Below are 14,981 nucleotides of genomic sequence, written 5' to 3'. Positions count from 1 at the left end.
TTAACAACTACCTACTTAACTGCTCGATTAATCTGATAACTTTAGCCTTAATTTCATCGCGAACTCGGCGAAAAGTTTCCATGGGTTGACCATCGGGATCATCAATTAACCAATCCTCGAAAATTTCCTGTAAAATCCATCCTTCCGGCAGATTGACACCGCAACCACATAGGGAGATAACGGCATCGTAATCTTCAGGATTAAAATCCCTAATTGATTTAGAAGTTTGGTCAGTAATATCGATACCAATTTCCCCCATAACTTCGATTGCTCCGGGGTGAACTTTGGCCGCTTCTAATCCAGAACTGGTGACAGCAATTTTACCCGCACCTAAAGTTTTAGCGAAACCTTCGGCGATTTGGGAACGACAGGAATTTTTTCTACAGGCAAACATGACTTTTTTCATGATTTTAACTCCTAGAAATTGATTTAATTAATAGCTTTATGGGCAATTGTGGCTATTTCTTGGGCGGCTTTTTCCTTTCTTTCACTATAGCGATCAGTCAGATAATCTACCTGATCTCGCAGGAGAATGGTAAACTTATAAAGTTCCTCCATCACATCAATAACTCGATCTCGATAGGGGGAATCTTTCATCGTGCCATCCTCGTGAAACTCCTGATAAGCTTTAGCCACCGAAGACTGATTAGGAATAGTAAACATTCGCATCCAACGACCAAGAATTCGCAGGGTATTAACCGCATTAAAAGATTGGGAACCTCCGCTTACTTGCATAACTGCTAAGGTGCGGCCTTGGGTAGGTCTAACCGCACCAATACTCAAGGGAATCCAATCAATTTGGTTTTTGATAATGCCGCTAATATTGCCGTGAAGTTCGGGAGATGACCAGACTTGACCCTCAGACCATTGACTTAATTCTCGTAATTCTTGCACCTTGGCATGAGTATCGGAAACACTGCCATAAATCGGCAATTCACGGGGATCAAAAAAGCGCACTTCTGCCCCATATTCAGTGATAATTCTGGCCGCTTCTTCTGCTAATAAACGACTGTAAGAACGTGGCCGCAAAGAGCCATACAGAAAAAGAATTCTTGGTTTGTGAGTCGATTGGATCATGGTGAATAATTATTTGTAAGGACTCAAGCAACGAGGATCGAGAAGGGTGGCTTTTTCTGGATCTCTGGGAAACCAAAAGGCGGTTTTTTTACAGAATTCTACCAACATTAACATCACAGGTACTTCAATCAATACCCCCACTACTGTCGCTAAAGCAGCCCCCGAATTCAATCCGAATAACATCACCGCAGTGGCGATCGCGACCTCAAAATGATTACTAGCACCAATTAAAGCAGCGGGAGCCGCATCTTCGTAAACTAAATTGAGTTTGAGAGCGGCCACATAACTAAGTAAAAAAATCAGATTAGTTTGAATAAACAGGGGAATAGCAATCAGGAAAATATGCAGGGGATTACTAACAATTAAATCGCCTTTGAAAGCAAAGAGGAGGATTAAGGTTAACAATAAGGCAGTGATTGCCACAGGACTGAGATAGTGAAGAAAACGCGATTCAAACCAGGCGCGTCCTTTATGTTTAAAAATCCAGTGACGGCTATAGATACCGGCAATAAGCGGTAAACCAACGTAGATTAACACAGAAAAAACAATGGTCTGCCAGGGGACTACAAAATTATTAGCTGCCAGTAACCATTTACCTAGAGGAGCGTAGAGAAAAAGCATCGCTAGGGAATTGACTGCTACCATAATTAGGGTATGACCCTGGTTACTGTAGGAAAGATAGCCCCACATCAAAACCATGGCCGTACAGGGAGCAATTCCTAGTAAAATAGCTCCAGCAGTGTAGGAACTAGCTAAACTTACCGTCTGTCCTCGGATAATCTCCGTTTGACTCAACCAAGGCAGAAACAGCCAGCCGAGAAAAAATTGAGCCAGCGCCACCATGGTAAAGGGTTTGATCAGCCAATTAACCACTAAAGTTAAAATAACTGGTTTGGGAGTACGGGCAGCCCGGAGAGCCTGAGAAAAGTCGATCTTAACCATGATCGGATACATCATGAAGAAAAGACAGATGGCGATCGGAATAGAAACGTTATAGATACTCATGGCATCTAAAGTCCGCGCTACGTCCGGAAATGACCGACCGAGGGCAATTCCCGCCAAAATACAGAAAATAACCCAAAGGGTAAGATATTTTTCAAAAACACTAAGGCTACCGCCAGCTTTGGCGGCTTTAGGATTGATTTGATTAGTCATCGCACAAAGGTGGAAAGAGAATAATGGGAGATTGGGTAATCCACCTTTATTATTTCAAAAAAAGTTGATATGTCAAGGGTAAAAGCTAGTTATAAAGCTTTAATATTTCTAAAAATCTTGATTGGTTACTGATTTTCCTCGCAGAAACGAGCGGGGACAAGGGCGGCAAAACGACGATATTCGGATAGATATTCTTCTAGGAGAAGAAATTGAGATAGATTTAGGCTGTAGTAGATCCAACGACCCTCTTGACGACTGCGGACTAAATTGGCTTCTTTTAGCGTTTTTAGGTGAAAAGATAGTTTAGATTGGGCGATATCGAGATGATCGCGCAATTCACAGACGCATAATTCCTGATGTCGCAACAGTTGCAAAATTTGCAGTCGCAGGGGATCCGAGAGTGCCTGAAAACCAGTGTAAATTTGGGTTAACGAGTCGGGAGATGTGGTCAGAGAGTTGAACATTGAGATGGTCCCTCGGTGGGAAGGAAATAGGAAAGCGGGAAAATTCAGAATTGCAACAAAACTTTATGTATTTTTGTATCGAATCAGGAAAACCAGCGAATCATCCCCTGTATGATAGACAATGGTTTTGACCAGAGACAATGGTTTTGACCAGATTAGCCTTTTAAATCATTGTAAACAGGTTAGGAGACATCATGGAATTATTTGCGGCTCTCAATTTAGAACCCATTTTTCAACTCACCTTCGTGGCGCTAATCATGTTAGCTGGCCCCTTTGTCATTTTCCTACTAGCTTTTCGTGGTGGCGACCTATAAAAATCGCCTCCCACCCATTGTTATTCGTGCTTTTTTTGACTTCTCTCCTCTTTAGGGAGAGATTTTTTGTCTAAAAGTCAGGAGTCGGGAGTCAGTTATCAGTTATCAGTCATCAGTTATCATACTGAATCTGGTTATTAAAAACTGATTATTTATTCCCCCTCGTGCATGAGTGCCTCTCCTTATATGTAGCCTATACTGTATAAATCAGTGTTATATTGGTAGCCAGGATGTGGGAAAAAGGCAAAGAAACGGTACAGACAATGAAGTTTATTCACTGGAAAAAGCAGCAGTTATTGATGATTTTTGTCCTAGCGCTGGCAATTTCAGTCGCGTGGGGGACAATTTTGCCTGTTTTTACTCAAAAGTCTCCTGCACCTAATCCCTGTAACCAACTTAGGGGAGATATTCAAAATCGGGCAAAAAAAGATGCAGAAGCTGACCGTTTGAACTTTTTTAATACTGATAAAAAGAAAAAGACAATTGCTGATATTTTAAATTTGTATAAAGAGGTAAATTCTCAAGCTTCTTGTTTTCCACAGGATGAATTATGGGATATCTATGAACAACAATATGATATTAATAAATATCCTGCCTGGATACCTGTGATTGTTATTCTTGTTTTGGGTGGTATTTTGTGGAATGTTATTAGTGATACCTTAAAAAAATGGCTCAATCAGTCTTTAGAAGCGATTAGTAAATGGATTTATAAAACCTTTGCTGGAACACCCTTATTTGAAAATATTGCTCTTAAAAAGTATCGACAAGCATTAATTGATAAATATCAAAAACTTAATATACCTTTTCGTCCTCATCGTCCCCTAGAAATGCGGGAGATTTATGTTTCTTTAAAAGCTTTTAAAGCGAGCGATCGCTCTTTGATTGAAGCAGAAAATGCGGTGCAAAAATACCGCCGCTTAGTGGTTAAAGGTGCGCCTGGTTCGGGGAAGTCGATGTTATTAAAATATCTAGCACTTTCCTATTCAGAAGGACGATTCAAAAATTTATCGGATCGTCCCGTGCCAATTTTACTAGAATTGAACCGCCTCAATGAGGCTAATTTGACAGTAGAAAAGTTAGAACAACATTTAGTAGAAGCTTGCGATCGCCATAATTTTCCTAAAGCTAATCGTTTCATCTCTCAAGGTTTAAAAGACGGACGTTTGCTGCTGCTTTTAGATGGGTTAGATGAGGTTAGTAGTGGCGTTCGCTCTTCTGTTGTTCGGTGTCTTAAGGACTTTTTAGAATTAGAAAATTATAAAAAATGTCGAGTAATTATTACCTGTCGGACGGCTGTTTATCATAATGAGTTTGTCGATAATACCGAGGAAACTTTAGAGATTGACGAATTTAGTGACCAACAAATGCGCCGCTTTTTGCAAGCTTGGAAGTCGGAAATGCCGCCAGAGAAATCAGTAGAACAATTGATTCAAAACTTGCGAGCTAAACCGAAAATTATGGCACTGGCGCGGAATCCCCTACTGTTAACAATCATCGCCTATCTTTATACTGATACTCCCTTCGTTTTACCTCATTCGCGAGCCGAATTTTACACTAAAGCTACTGATGTTTTATTAGAATTGCGCGATCAAGAAAGAAATATTGATAATCAATATAGGGGTGTCAACAAGCGGCGAGTTCTGCAACATTTAGCACTCTATGCTCAGAATAGCACTAATCGACAACAGCAAGATCGCCGCAGTCTTCTTGATTCTGAAGTATGGGAACAAGTTAAACAAGTCTTACCTTCATTAAATCTAGAGGCTAAAGATGCTAATTCTATCGTTGATGAAATCGTCAAACGCAGTGGATTATTGCTTCGCATTGATGGCGGACAGCGTTATTATTTTCCTCATCTCACTCTACAAGAATATTTCGTAGCAGCAGCTTTAACAAACAGACAAGATGAATTAATTCAAAAATGGCAAAATGCTCCTAGCGACTGGCTAGAAATTGTTAAGTTATGGTGTGGATTGCCAAACAACAGTAGTACGGATTTAATTGCGGCGGTATATCAACAAGATACACTGACAGCATTTGAATGTTTAGCAGATGCTCAAGAAGTAACACCAGAAGTTGCTCAGGAGATTATAGATTATTTTAAGACACAATTGAAAACTGATGAATCAATTTGTAGTGCTTTCGGCTCAGTCGCGGCTGATTTTCGTCCTAGAGGGAAAGCATTATTTGATTTTTTAGTTGCTAGTTTAGATAATTCAGCCAGCCAAAAAGCAGCGGCTCAAGCCTTATCCGCCACTAATTTGCCTCAAGCAGTAGAAAAATTAGTTATTTACTATGATCCCAATCAACCCCATTTTATAGAAGTGCGAGAAGCGTTGATCAGAATGGGAGGTTTAGCAGTTAATCAACTAGAATCTTTAGCTCGAAAAGGCTCTATAGAAGCAATGGATGATCTAGTTAAAATTGCCATACCAGAAGCGGCTGAGGCACTTGAAAGATTGCAGGAAGATCCGAACTTAAGCGGAAAAGTAAGTTTTCGACTTGCAGCACTGTTGAAGGAGTTAGAAGATAGTCAAGCTGAACGCAATCGCACTCTATCATGAAGGAAAACTAATGCTATTCAGATTCATTCGCCGACTAAAAAATCGAGCCGTTAAACAAAAGCGCCAGCCACAAGAGGTAATCGAAACGGACTTAAATTGGATTTGGCAACCTTTTGAAAATTCAAGCAATTTTCAGTTCTCTGCTACTGTCAAGAAAGTTGCTGCTGCAATTATTGAAAGCTCTGCTGATGATATTCCTAAAATCACTTTTGAAGTCGATCCTCGGTTAGTCATTCCTTTATGTGCGATTCAGTTACAAGATGAAATTAATCTAACTCAATTAAGTTCTTTTAAAAATGAATTGGAATCAGTTTCAATTGAAAATTTAGCTGCTAAAATAGAGTTTGTTGATCGAGTTTTAAGTAAAATCACTCCAAACCAGCGTTGGTTATATTTATTTAATAGTCTGACACCTGAATTAAAATTTGCCTTACTGTTTCGCTTAATCAACTACCGCCGCCCCACAAGAAACGACTGGCGCAATCTTTTTGAAAAAATAGAATATGAGTTTAAAAAAGGCCGAGAATATCTAATTGTTTTAACTATTGTCTTCTTGCTCTCTCTTGGATCTGTAATTGAAATATTCGCTATCATGTACAGTCAGCCAAAAAGTTGGGTTAATGGCTTGATGGCAATCACAATTGTTGTTGTGCTGTCTTTTTTGAGAGTTTTATTGATAGAAATAACCGAAGAAGATAAATCAGAGCCAACTTTATTGATGCAATTGGGCTTACTCGGATCCTGGACGTTTTGCCAAGAATGGTATCGACTACTCAGAAAAAACCTAGTTTGGGAAGGGGTGACAGCTTTGTTTGAGGATGGGGTTGTGGTTGCGGCTGGGGCTGGGAGTGTGGCTGTGGCTGTGGCTGCGGCTGCGGGTGTGGCTGTGGCTGTGGCTGCGGCTGTGGCTGCGGCTATGGCTGGGGCTGGGGCTGGGGCTGTGGCTGGGGCTGTGGCTGGGGCTGGGGCTGCGGCTATTGGCTTTGGTTTGGGAATTTGGTATCGGGCTAAAGAAGAAACAGATTTAGGATGGGTGCGATTCTTGTCGATATTGGCTTTTCCCTGGTTTTGTTGGTTTCCCATTGTATTTGGGTTTACCTCTTTTGCTCTGTATCATCGCCTATCTTGGGAATGGCAATCAATATCCCTATTTTGGCTAGTTATCTTCGGATTTTGTACTGTCCTTTGGGTGCGAGGTAAAGAATTAGAAGAAAAAGCCCGCAACCCCCTCAGAGGCATTTTAGATGGGCAGTGATAGTCGCCCAAACAGTAATAAACTTGACGATGTTATATAAATTCTTCTACTGTTGAGATACAGTGAACAGTAAACAATGAAATGACAACTGATAAGGGACTTGCGCTTTGATAATGTACCTTTTGGGCGAACGCAGTTCGCCCCTACATTGTGGGCAAAATCCGTTACTGTAGGGGCGCAAAGCTTGCGCCCTCCGATCGATTGGGATATTATTCCCACGCAAGTCCCTAAGCTGTTCGTAATTTAAATTGCTTGTTGAGACGAGGCAAAAGGCAAGAGGCAAAAGGCAACAGTAAAGGGATTGGGGGGGTTCGGCTAATCTAAGAATAAGCGGTTTAAATGCGTCTTAGCTTAACTGTTTACTGTTTACTGTTTACTGGACGGCTACGCCGTGCCTTTGGCAACACTGAAAAAAGCTTCCCACTCCCCCTCTCCTAACAATCGACTGCTAAGATCGAACAGAGCGATCGATCTCTCGCTCCCACGACACCTGATAAAACTATCTATGATCATTAAAAATAACCCCTATTATCGGGCTGTAATCGGCTTTTGGGTCGCTTTCCTTGTGTTTTGGGGTTTTGGGAGTTTCTCACCCCTTCTTGCCCAAGCGAAAGAGGAACCAGCCGATGTACAATCGATTACCCCCTACCTTAAGCAATTTCAACAAAAAATTACCGAATTTCGCCTCGATAACGGACTAAAATTTATTATCCTAGAAAATCGCGATGCCCCGGTTATTTCCTTTGTCACCTACGCGGATGTGGGAGGTGCCGATGAACCAGACGGTAAAACAGGAGTTGCCCACTTTTTGGAACATTTAGCCTTTAAAGGCACAAAAACCATCGGTACTAGCGATTATCTTAGCGAGAAAAAAGTCCTCGATCGCCTTGAAGCTATAGACAAAGAACTGCAAGCGGCCAAAAAAGCAGGTAAAAGCGCAGAAGTGGCTAAATTAACGGAAGAATTTCAAAAAACTAAGGCAGAGTCCGAGAAATTCGTCCAACGCAACGAATACGGGCAAATTGTCGAAACTCAGGGGGGAGTCGGTTTAAATGCCACCACTTCCAGCGATGCAACTAGCTATTTTTACAGCTTCCCGTCGAATAAATTGGAATTGTGGATGTCTTTGGAATCGGAACGATTTTTAGAACCGGTGTTCCAACGGGAATTTTACAAAGAAAAAGACGTAATTCTAGAAGAAAGACGGATGCGGACGGATAATAGCCCCTTGGGTCTATTAATCGAAGCTTTTCTCGATCAAGCTTATACTGTCCATCCCTACAAACGTCCCGTTATCGGCTACGATCGAGATATTCGCAATCTGGAACCCTCAGATATCCAAAACTTTTTCGATAAATTTTATCCTGCCAGTAATTTAACCATAGCTATCGCCGGGGATGTGGACCCAGAACAGGTCAAACAGTTAGCTAAAGTTTATTTTGGTCGTTTTCCCGCTAAACCGAAACCCCCACAGGTGACGGTAGTGGAACCGAACCAAACCAAAACCAAGGAAATTACCCTAAAATTAGCCTCGCAGCCTTGGTATTTAGAAGGATACCATCGTCCCGCCCTCAATCATCCCGATCATGCGGTTTACGAGGTTATTGCCACTTTAATGAGTGAAGGAAGAACTTCGCGACTGTATAAAGCTTTAGTGGAGGACAAACAACTTGCTCTCGCTGCCCAGGGATTTAACGGCTTTCCGGGGGATAAATACCCGAATTTGCTCTTATTCTATGCTCTGAGCGCTCCTAATGTCAGCCTAGAGGAAGTAGCGCAGGGTTTGAATTTGGAGTTGGAAAGATTGAAAAATGAACCGGTTTCGGAACAGGAATTAGAACGGGTTAAAAATCAACTACGGGCAGCCCTATTAAGAGGTCTTGATTCTAACATGGGCATGGCGCGATCCTTGATCGAATACGAGGTAAAAACCGGCGATTGGCGTAATTTATTCGCCCAATTAGATGCTTATAATGCTGTCACGGCAGCTGATATTCAACGGGTGGCTAAAGAGACTTTTACCCCGGAAAATCGCACTATTGGCCGAATTTTACCGAAATAGAGAGATGGGGAGATAGGCGATTTTTCAGTGAGCGGTATTAGGTGAGCATTCCCTGAAAAAAAGCTACCTTCTCTCCTCTTCTAGGTTCTGTGTGATAAGTTTAACTTACTATATGATCGATCGATCTTTGTGTCCTTTGTGTCTTTGTGGTTCGTTCCACCCCCTCGCTAGGAGGAATGTATCTTAGAATACATTTTACCCACCAAATCCAAGAGAACCCCTTCTCTCCTCCCCAGTGCAGTCTTAACAAGTAATTTAGATACCAGTTCATCACCCACTGCAGGATCGCAGAATCCAACCCAGTAAGACTCCAATACCACCAAAGCGGACAATTTGCCAAAAAACTTCCCCCAGCAGTCCGCGACGGATTCCTTCCCAGAATAGGCGCTTTAATTCCCCTTCTTTAAGTAAATTGCTTTCTAAAATTACCTCTAATTCTTGAATCTGTTCGCGAATTTGTACTAATTCCTTTTCTAGTTCAGGTAGGGGATTTTCGCGCCATTGGGGTTCTATTTGGCTAAATTGTGCTTCTAGGTCTTTTTTTTGCTGTTCTGCTTCATTGATCTGTCGATAACGGTCTTTTAGTGATGCGATCGCCGCTTCGACTTCTTCAATCGCTTCGGTAAATTCTGCCGATTCATCGTTAGGGTAGGGGTTTTCTTCTAAGGACATGGACTCGATCCGATTGCCTGCGTCTAAACTATAGTTATAGACGATTTTACGGTTTTACGAAACCTTTTGATTATGATTCCATCCCCTGTCTCTTCCTCCTCTCAGACTGTTGATGATCTATCTACCCTGGAATTGGCGCGGATTTTGGCGGAACGTTTGGCGATCGCACCAATTGACTGGCATCGTCTGAAGGCCAATCGTAATGCTCGGGCTGCTGAACAATTGGGGACGGCTTTGGTGTTTTTATTAGATAATCAGCCAGAAGAAGCACTTCCTCGGCTACAACAGGCTACAGGCTGGCTTGATCGCTCGATTTCTGCTCCTCCCTGTCCTTCTCACGGTCATGGTCATTAATTCAACCAGCGTTCCTGTTTAATTTGTTTAGAAAGTTTCAGTTGGGTTCCTGTTTGATTCCAGTGAACTTGGTCGAAGATTTGATATAACATACACAGTCCTCGGCCATTTTCCGCTTCTTCAGGGGGAAAATTGGGGCAATCGCAACTACAGCCATGATGGTGACAACCTGGCGTAAATCCACAACCTTCGTCGGTAATTACCCAAGAATACTCGTCTTTACTGCTGGAAAAGTGAACGACCACGGTTTTGCTGGGATCGAGATGATTGCCGTGTTTAGCGGCATTAACTAAAGCCTCTTGCAATCCTAATCTAATTTCTGGTTCTAATTCTTCGGGAATACTAGCGGTCAATAAATCTAAAATCGGACAAAGATACAAGGTGGAAGCGAAACTCATGGTGTTCCAGCTTCGTTTGCTTGTGGGCAGTGAAATAGCAATCACGCGCTTTACCTCTAGCTTTTATTCAATGACTATTCTCTTACAGAAAGATTAAGGTCTCTTAACCGATGATTGCCATACCTAATGAGTCATGTTTTATCCCTTTTCTGTCTCTGAGATTGATTAGATATTTTTATGATTGATCTACAAACCAATCGAGAATCAAGGCAGCTTTGAGCGAGTAGTTAATCAAAAAAATAGTTGACTGGAACGGGGCTTAATATGCTATTATCCTTAACCGTTGACTTTTCAGCCATAAACGGCTAAAGTGTCGGGTTTTCTCCCTTATTTCATCATACCAGATTTGTGTTTTTTTGTCTAAGAAAAGCAGCGCATTCGACGTGGGGAGTTTGGGGAAAGAAATCGGCGGTTTGCACTTCTAGTAGTTGATAATCGCCTGTTTTACAAAGATATTGCAAGTCTCTGGCTAAAGTTGCACTTTGACAACTGATATAAACAATGCGTTGACTTTGCAGCTGTAACAGACTATCGAGAACAGATCGATCGCAACCTTTGCGGGGCGGATCGAGTAAAATAATGTCGGGTTTAACTGTCAGTTGCGGTAAAGTTTTTTCTACGGCCCCTAAAATAAAGGTTGTGTTGGTAATATTATTTAATTGGGCGTTAATCTTGGCTCGATCGAGGGAAAAGCTATAGGATTCTAGTCCAATCACCTCTTTAACCCGTTTAGCGAGGGGTAAAGTAAAAGTACCGATACCACAGTAAGCATCAATAAGAATTTCTTCACCTTTAAGCTCTAATTTTTGGCAAATAAGCGCAAATAAGGCTTCAGCAGCCTCTGTATTAATCTGAAAAAAGGTATCGGCAGCCAATTGATAGGTTAATCCGGCGAACTTTTCGTTAATATAGTCCCTTCCCGCAATAGTTGTGGTCTGAGTGCCAAAAATAGCATTACCTCGATCGGGGTTATAATTCAGGGTTACACCGACTAAATTGCCGTATTTTGCCAGCCATTGCCGCGCTTGGGTCTCAATTCCCTGTAAATTATTATCGGTACTAATCAGGGTTAATAAAATTTCTCCCGTGTGGCGGCCAATTCTTAGGGATAAATGGCGTAATTGTCCTTGATGGGTCTTTTCATCGTAAATTGACCAGCCTTGCTCCTGAATATCCTGTTTTATCTCTGCTAGAAACGGATTTAAAGCCTGATCTTGAATTGGACATTGATTGAGATTAATCAGATGATGGCTGCCGCGACGATAATAACCCGCTTGCACATTGCCGGTGGGGGAAAATCCGAGAGGATAGGTAGCTTTATTGCGATAAGCGAGGGGAGAAGTACCGGTGAGGGGAGGATAAACCAAAGGATCGGTAAAACCGCCAATTCTGGTTAATACCTCTTGTACTTGCTCTTTTTTGACCTGCAGCTGAAATTGATCCTCGATGTGTTGCCATTGACAGCCACCACATTTATCGGCAACGATGCAGCGAGGCCGGATACGATGGGGAGATGCTTGTAGAATAGTTTGTAGTTTGCCGATCGCATGACTTTTTTTGATATAGGTGATGCGAGTTTGAATGCGATCGCCAATAACCGTATCTGGCACAAAAATCACCTGTCCTCGGTATTTTCCCACACCTTCGCCCGTATGGTTGAGGTCGGTAATCTCGATCTCGATTAAATCACCTTGTTGCATAGTTAGGGAAACCAGTTTTCATCCAGGGTTTCTTCTCAGTAAAAATAACCCAACTCTATTCTACAATCAAAAGTTAATTTTTCTAAAATCCTAGATCGGCTTTGGCAATTTTGGCCGCCGCTAAAACTTCCTCATCGGGTAATTCTCGCCAGTCGGTCGCACCTATTTCAGTATAGAATTTTTGATCGTAGGCGCGAGTACGAATTACTACCGGCATAGGGACCGCATGACCTAAAACTAAAGCTTGTTGTTTTGAGTCTAATTTCGCTAAAACTGATCGCAAACTTCCCCCTCCAGAAACCCCAGTAAATATGGCTTCGATGTCCTTTTCATCGTTTAATAAACAGGTGATTCTCGTCCCTACCTGAGACATAACTTCGTTATCAATTCCTGAAGGTCTTTGATCGACAATTAAGAGAGTAACAAAGTATTTTCGCATCTCCCTGGCGATGGTTCCAAAGATAGTTTGATGTACCACAGCAGAATCAAGAAATCGATGAGCTTCTTCAATGGTAATCACTAACTGTTGCGGCCGATCAACGGGGTTTTTAGTTTGTAAAAAATATTCAGCTTTTTTAACATAATTAGCATGAATCCGACGGGTGATCATATTGGTGGCTAACATATAGGAAAGCATATTACTTTGGGAGCCAAATTCAATAACAACGTGCTTACCTGCATCTAAAGCTTGTAAAACCTGATCGATATAATTGTGGGGACAAGAACTTCTTAAATATTTCAAACTATCTAGACGCATTAATTTTCTCTGGAGGGACATGATTGATCCCGCATGGCCCTGTTTTTCCGTACAGAAGATTTTAATATCCTCGTTACTCATATTTAATAACTGAGTAATCCAGGATTCTCCATACTCGTTATAGAGAATATTGGCATTATCTAAACTAGCTTCCGAGATACCTAATTCCCGACCGATTAAACGAATATCTTCGATTTCAATCTGATTATAACTTAAGAATAATTCCTGCGCCCCTCGTACTCCCCGGCGTTTGGTAGAATCGGGATCGAGGGTATAAATTTCTACCTGTCCGGGAAATAATTGACATAATCCTTTCACCGTAGAAACCTCCTTCCCTTCTTTCATCGCTTCCCAACCGTATTCCGAGTGCATATCAAACATGAGGTTAACCCCTGCTTGTTTGCGAATAATACCCGAAATTAAGAGCCTGGTTAAAAAGGATTTTCCCGTCCCGGATTTGCCAAAAACACCGTTACTACGTTCCACAAAGCGATCGAGATTAATACATATTGGCACGTCCATGTCAAGGGGTTGACCAATAGCAAAATTCTTTCTGGTGGGATCATCTTCCCAACCGAAAACCATGCGAAAATCCTGCTCACAAGCTTCATAAACTTGGCTAAAATGCGCGGGAATAGTTTTAACTGGCAGTAATTCTAAATCGGCGCTAGTTTGGGGTTGAAAAGAGCCTAAGGAAGTGTCGGAAACTGCCGGGGAATTACCTCCAGTCGGTGTAAACATAAGCATAGGCGATAGTTCAATAGTACCATAAGTACCGCTACCCGCTAAAACATCGCGCATAAAACTATCATCGGGATGGGGAGGATTCGCGATAATTCGGGGACTAGAGTTACCCAGGGAGACATCGGTGAGGAGACAGAAAAAACGCGAGCGAGTGCCTTGCACCACTAAAAATTTACCGACGCGCATATCTTCTACCGAAATATCCGGATAAAGACGGATTTCTAAACCTTCACTCAGGGAACCTTGAATAACCGATCCGAGGGGCTGTTCACTCATGCTAACCTTGATTTGTGGCGATGAATTATGAATTATGAATTATGAATGAGGAAGTGTTTTCAGTGATCAGTAAACAGTGATCACTGAACTTAAAACTCAAAACTAATAACTGATAACTGATAACTGATAACTGATAACTGATAACTGATAAAGGGGTTTAAGAAAAAAAATCGGGTTGATCAACGGGAAGCAAGGAAATAGCCAAGGGAGAAGAGAATGCCACTAAAAAAGTGAAGATTAACCGCTATAAACTTGCAGTTACTGACTAGCTGAGGTTGATCGTGATTTTGGTTAACGTGGTGGACTAATTGCCAAGCGAAAGGGAGACTAAGGAAGATTAAGAGGGTGAGAGGGGGATAAACCTGCAGCAGGACAAAAACTACCGTTAAAACGTAAACGAGAACCGTCACTACGGTTAAAACTCTAGAACCTTTTAAAGTACCTAAACGAGCAATAGGTGATTTTTTACCCGCTTTGAGATCATCGGCAACTTGATGGAAATGGGAACAAAAAAGGATGATAGAAGTGGTAATCCCGATAATAATTGAAGCCGCTAGACTAGAGACAGAAAAAGCACCCACTTGGGAATAGTAGGCAGCAGCAATCGCCAAGGGTCCAAAAGTAAAGAAACAGATAATTTCACCTAATCCTTGATAACCGAGACGGAAGGGAGGCCCTTGATAGGTATAGCCCAAAAAACAGCAGAGGGCGATTAATTCTAGGATAGTCCAATCACCTCGCCAATAACTAATAGCAAAAATACCAGCAATACCCACTAATAGAAAAAGATTACTGAGCCAGAAAATTAAAGATTTATTGCCAGTTAAATTAACGATCGAATGAGCTTTATTAACATCGATCCCAGTATCGGCATCAAAAACATCATTACTGAGATTTAACCAAGCGAGAATTAAAATAGCTGAGAGGATAAAAGTGGCAAAAATCGGCAGAGAAAATCCACCTGTTTCCTGATAAGCGATCGCTGTTCCCAAAATAATCGGTATAATCGCCACACTATACATTGGTGGTTTCAGGGCTGCTAACCAGAGTTTTTTGGGTGAGGGAGTGGTGATAGTATCGGTGGTCATAGCTGAATAATAATCAGGAAAACTCGATCGCTCTAGGGATAAAAAACGAGGGTTTAAGGTAGAATTATAGCTTTTTGTGCCTCCACTAGAAAGGCGGCATT

Annotated in this window: 14 protein-coding genes; 5 read left to right on the top strand and 9 right to left on the bottom strand. The window is 41.8% G+C overall.

Features of this window, described 5'->3' with window-relative positions:
* Positions 1-7: 7 nt before the first annotated feature.
* The 4 genes from arsC to H6G40_RS11645 all read right to left on the bottom strand — a co-directional run bounded on the left by arsC (position 8) and on the right by H6G40_RS11645 (position 2,696).
* Positions 8-406: an arsenate reductase, glutathione/glutaredoxin type gene (gene arsC, locus H6G40_RS11660; protein ID WP_190537713.1), complete on the bottom strand. Its 399-nt coding sequence runs from the start codon at positions 404-406 to the stop codon at positions 8-10.
* A 23-nt stretch (positions 407-429) separates the two neighbouring features.
* Entirely contained in the window at positions 430-1,077 is a 648-nt protein-coding gene (arsH, locus tag H6G40_RS11655; RefSeq protein WP_069475694.1) for an arsenical resistance protein ArsH, read from the bottom strand.
* 9 nt (positions 1,078-1,086) lie between these two features.
* Positions 1,087-2,232: an ACR3 family arsenite efflux transporter gene (arsB, locus tag H6G40_RS11650; protein ID WP_069475693.1), complete on the bottom strand. Its 1,146-nt coding sequence runs from the start codon at positions 2,230-2,232 to the stop codon at positions 1,087-1,089.
* A 125-nt stretch (positions 2,233-2,357) separates the two neighbouring features.
* Positions 2,358-2,696: an ArsR/SmtB family transcription factor gene (locus tag H6G40_RS11645; RefSeq protein WP_002737698.1), complete on the bottom strand. Its 339-nt coding sequence runs from the start codon at positions 2,694-2,696 to the stop codon at positions 2,358-2,360.
* A gap of 194 nt (positions 2,697-2,890) precedes the next feature.
* Between H6G40_RS11645 and psb30 the strand changes: the two genes are divergently transcribed.
* The 4 genes from psb30 (at position 2,891) to H6G40_RS11625 (ending at position 8,891) form a co-directional block, all read left to right on the top strand.
* A complete protein-coding gene (gene psb30 / locus H6G40_RS11640) occupies positions 2,891-3,010 on the top strand; it encodes a photosystem II reaction center protein Ycf12/Psb30 (protein ID WP_002736367.1) in 120 nt (39 codons plus the stop codon).
* 230 nt (positions 3,011-3,240) lie between these two features.
* On the top strand, positions 3,241-5,574 hold the full coding sequence (locus H6G40_RS11635; protein ID WP_190537711.1) for an NACHT domain-containing protein: 2,334 nt from the start codon (positions 3,241-3,243) through the stop codon (positions 5,572-5,574).
* 10 nt (positions 5,575-5,584) lie between these two features.
* Positions 5,585-6,829 carry a hypothetical protein gene (locus H6G40_RS11630; RefSeq protein WP_190537708.1) on the top strand — a complete coding sequence of 415 codons (1,245 nt, stop codon included), beginning with the start codon at positions 5,585-5,587 and terminating at the stop codon, positions 6,827-6,829.
* 505 nt (positions 6,830-7,334) lie between these two features.
* Positions 7,335-8,891: a M16 family metallopeptidase gene (locus tag H6G40_RS11625; RefSeq protein WP_190537706.1), complete on the top strand. Its 1,557-nt coding sequence runs from the start codon at positions 7,335-7,337 to the stop codon at positions 8,889-8,891.
* Between the two features lie 270 nt (positions 8,892-9,161).
* On the opposite strand, the gene H6G40_RS11620 is transcribed toward H6G40_RS11625, so the two are convergent.
* Entirely contained in the window at positions 9,162-9,563 is a 402-nt protein-coding gene (locus H6G40_RS11620) for a sll0565 family protein (RefSeq protein WP_002735395.1), read from the bottom strand.
* 72 nt (positions 9,564-9,635) lie between these two features.
* Here H6G40_RS11620 and H6G40_RS11615 point away from each other — a divergent pair, with 72 nt between their 5' ends.
* Positions 9,636-9,917, top strand: a complete 282-nt coding sequence (locus H6G40_RS11615; RefSeq protein WP_002735085.1) for a DUF6439 family protein — start codon at positions 9,636-9,638, stop codon at positions 9,915-9,917.
* On the opposite strand, the gene H6G40_RS11610 is transcribed toward H6G40_RS11615, so the two are convergent.
* The 4 genes from H6G40_RS11610 to menA all read right to left on the bottom strand — a co-directional run bounded on the left by H6G40_RS11610 (position 9,914) and on the right by menA (position 14,880).
* Positions 9,914-10,315 carry an ATP-binding protein gene (locus H6G40_RS11610; protein WP_002800661.1) on the bottom strand — a complete coding sequence of 134 codons (402 nt, stop codon included), beginning with the start codon at positions 10,313-10,315 and terminating at the stop codon, positions 9,914-9,916. The two genes, H6G40_RS11615 and H6G40_RS11610, sit on opposite strands and share 4 nt — an antisense overlap.
* A 335-nt stretch (positions 10,316-10,650) precedes the next feature.
* Complete coding sequence (rlmD, locus tag H6G40_RS11605; RefSeq protein ID WP_190537704.1) at positions 10,651-12,015, bottom strand: 23S rRNA (uracil(1939)-C(5))-methyltransferase RlmD; 1,365 nt, start codon at positions 12,013-12,015, stop codon at positions 10,651-10,653.
* An 82-nt stretch (positions 12,016-12,097) separates the two neighbouring features.
* Positions 12,098-13,792: a helicase HerA domain-containing protein gene (locus H6G40_RS11600; RefSeq protein ID WP_002737662.1), complete on the bottom strand. Its 1,695-nt coding sequence runs from the start codon at positions 13,790-13,792 to the stop codon at positions 12,098-12,100.
* 179 nt (positions 13,793-13,971) lie between these two features.
* A complete protein-coding gene (gene menA, locus H6G40_RS11595; protein WP_002736788.1) occupies positions 13,972-14,880 on the bottom strand; it encodes a 2-carboxy-1,4-naphthoquinone phytyltransferase in 909 nt (302 codons plus the stop codon).
* Positions 14,881-14,981: the final 101 nt, after the last annotated feature.

Source organism: Microcystis viridis FACHB-1342 (assembly GCF_014698335.1).
Lineage (GTDB): Bacteria > Cyanobacteriota > Cyanobacteriia > Cyanobacteriales > Microcystaceae > Microcystis > Microcystis ichthyoblabe_A.
Note: the sequence above shows the minus strand (reverse complement) of the source record. Positions and strands in the feature narration are given on the sequence as shown.

What these genes read in the sequence shown, in the direction of transcription:
- menA (WP_002736788.1), bottom strand. Translation starts at nt 14,880, where the DNA reads ATGACCACCGATACTATCACCACTCCCTCACCCAAAAAACTCTGGTTA.
- arsC (WP_190537713.1), bottom strand. Translation starts at nt 406, where the DNA reads ATGAAAAAAGTCATGTTTGCCTGTAGAAAAAATTCCTGTCGTTCCCAA.
- rlmD (WP_190537704.1), bottom strand. Translation starts at nt 12,015, where the DNA reads ATGCAACAAGGTGATTTAATCGAGATCGAGATTACCGACCTCAACCAT.
- H6G40_RS11615 (WP_002735085.1), top strand. Translation starts at nt 9,636, where the DNA reads ATGATTCCATCCCCTGTCTCTTCCTCCTCTCAGACTGTTGATGATCTA.
- arsB (WP_069475693.1), bottom strand. Translation starts at nt 2,232, where the DNA reads ATGACTAATCAAATCAATCCTAAAGCCGCCAAAGCTGGCGGTAGCCTT.
- H6G40_RS11610 (WP_002800661.1), bottom strand. Translation starts at nt 10,315, where the DNA reads ATGAGTTTCGCTTCCACCTTGTATCTTTGTCCGATTTTAGATTTATTG.
- arsH (WP_069475694.1), bottom strand. Translation starts at nt 1,077, where the DNA reads ATGATCCAATCGACTCACAAACCAAGAATTCTTTTTCTGTATGGCTCT.
- H6G40_RS11600 (WP_002737662.1), bottom strand. Translation starts at nt 13,792, where the DNA reads ATGAGTGAACAGCCCCTCGGATCGGTTATTCAAGGTTCCCTGAGTGAA.
- H6G40_RS11630 (WP_190537708.1), top strand. Translation starts at nt 5,585, where the DNA reads ATGCTATTCAGATTCATTCGCCGACTAAAAAATCGAGCCGTTAAACAA.
- H6G40_RS11635 (WP_190537711.1), top strand. Translation starts at nt 3,241, where the DNA reads ATGTGGGAAAAAGGCAAAGAAACGGTACAGACAATGAAGTTTATTCAC.
- psb30 (WP_002736367.1), top strand. Translation starts at nt 2,891, where the DNA reads ATGGAATTATTTGCGGCTCTCAATTTAGAACCCATTTTTCAACTCACC.
- H6G40_RS11620 (WP_002735395.1), bottom strand. Translation starts at nt 9,563, where the DNA reads ATGTCCTTAGAAGAAAACCCCTACCCTAACGATGAATCGGCAGAATTT.
- H6G40_RS11645 (WP_002737698.1), bottom strand. Translation starts at nt 2,696, where the DNA reads ATGTTCAACTCTCTGACCACATCTCCCGACTCGTTAACCCAAATTTAC.
- H6G40_RS11625 (WP_190537706.1), top strand. Translation starts at nt 7,335, where the DNA reads ATGATCATTAAAAATAACCCCTATTATCGGGCTGTAATCGGCTTTTGG.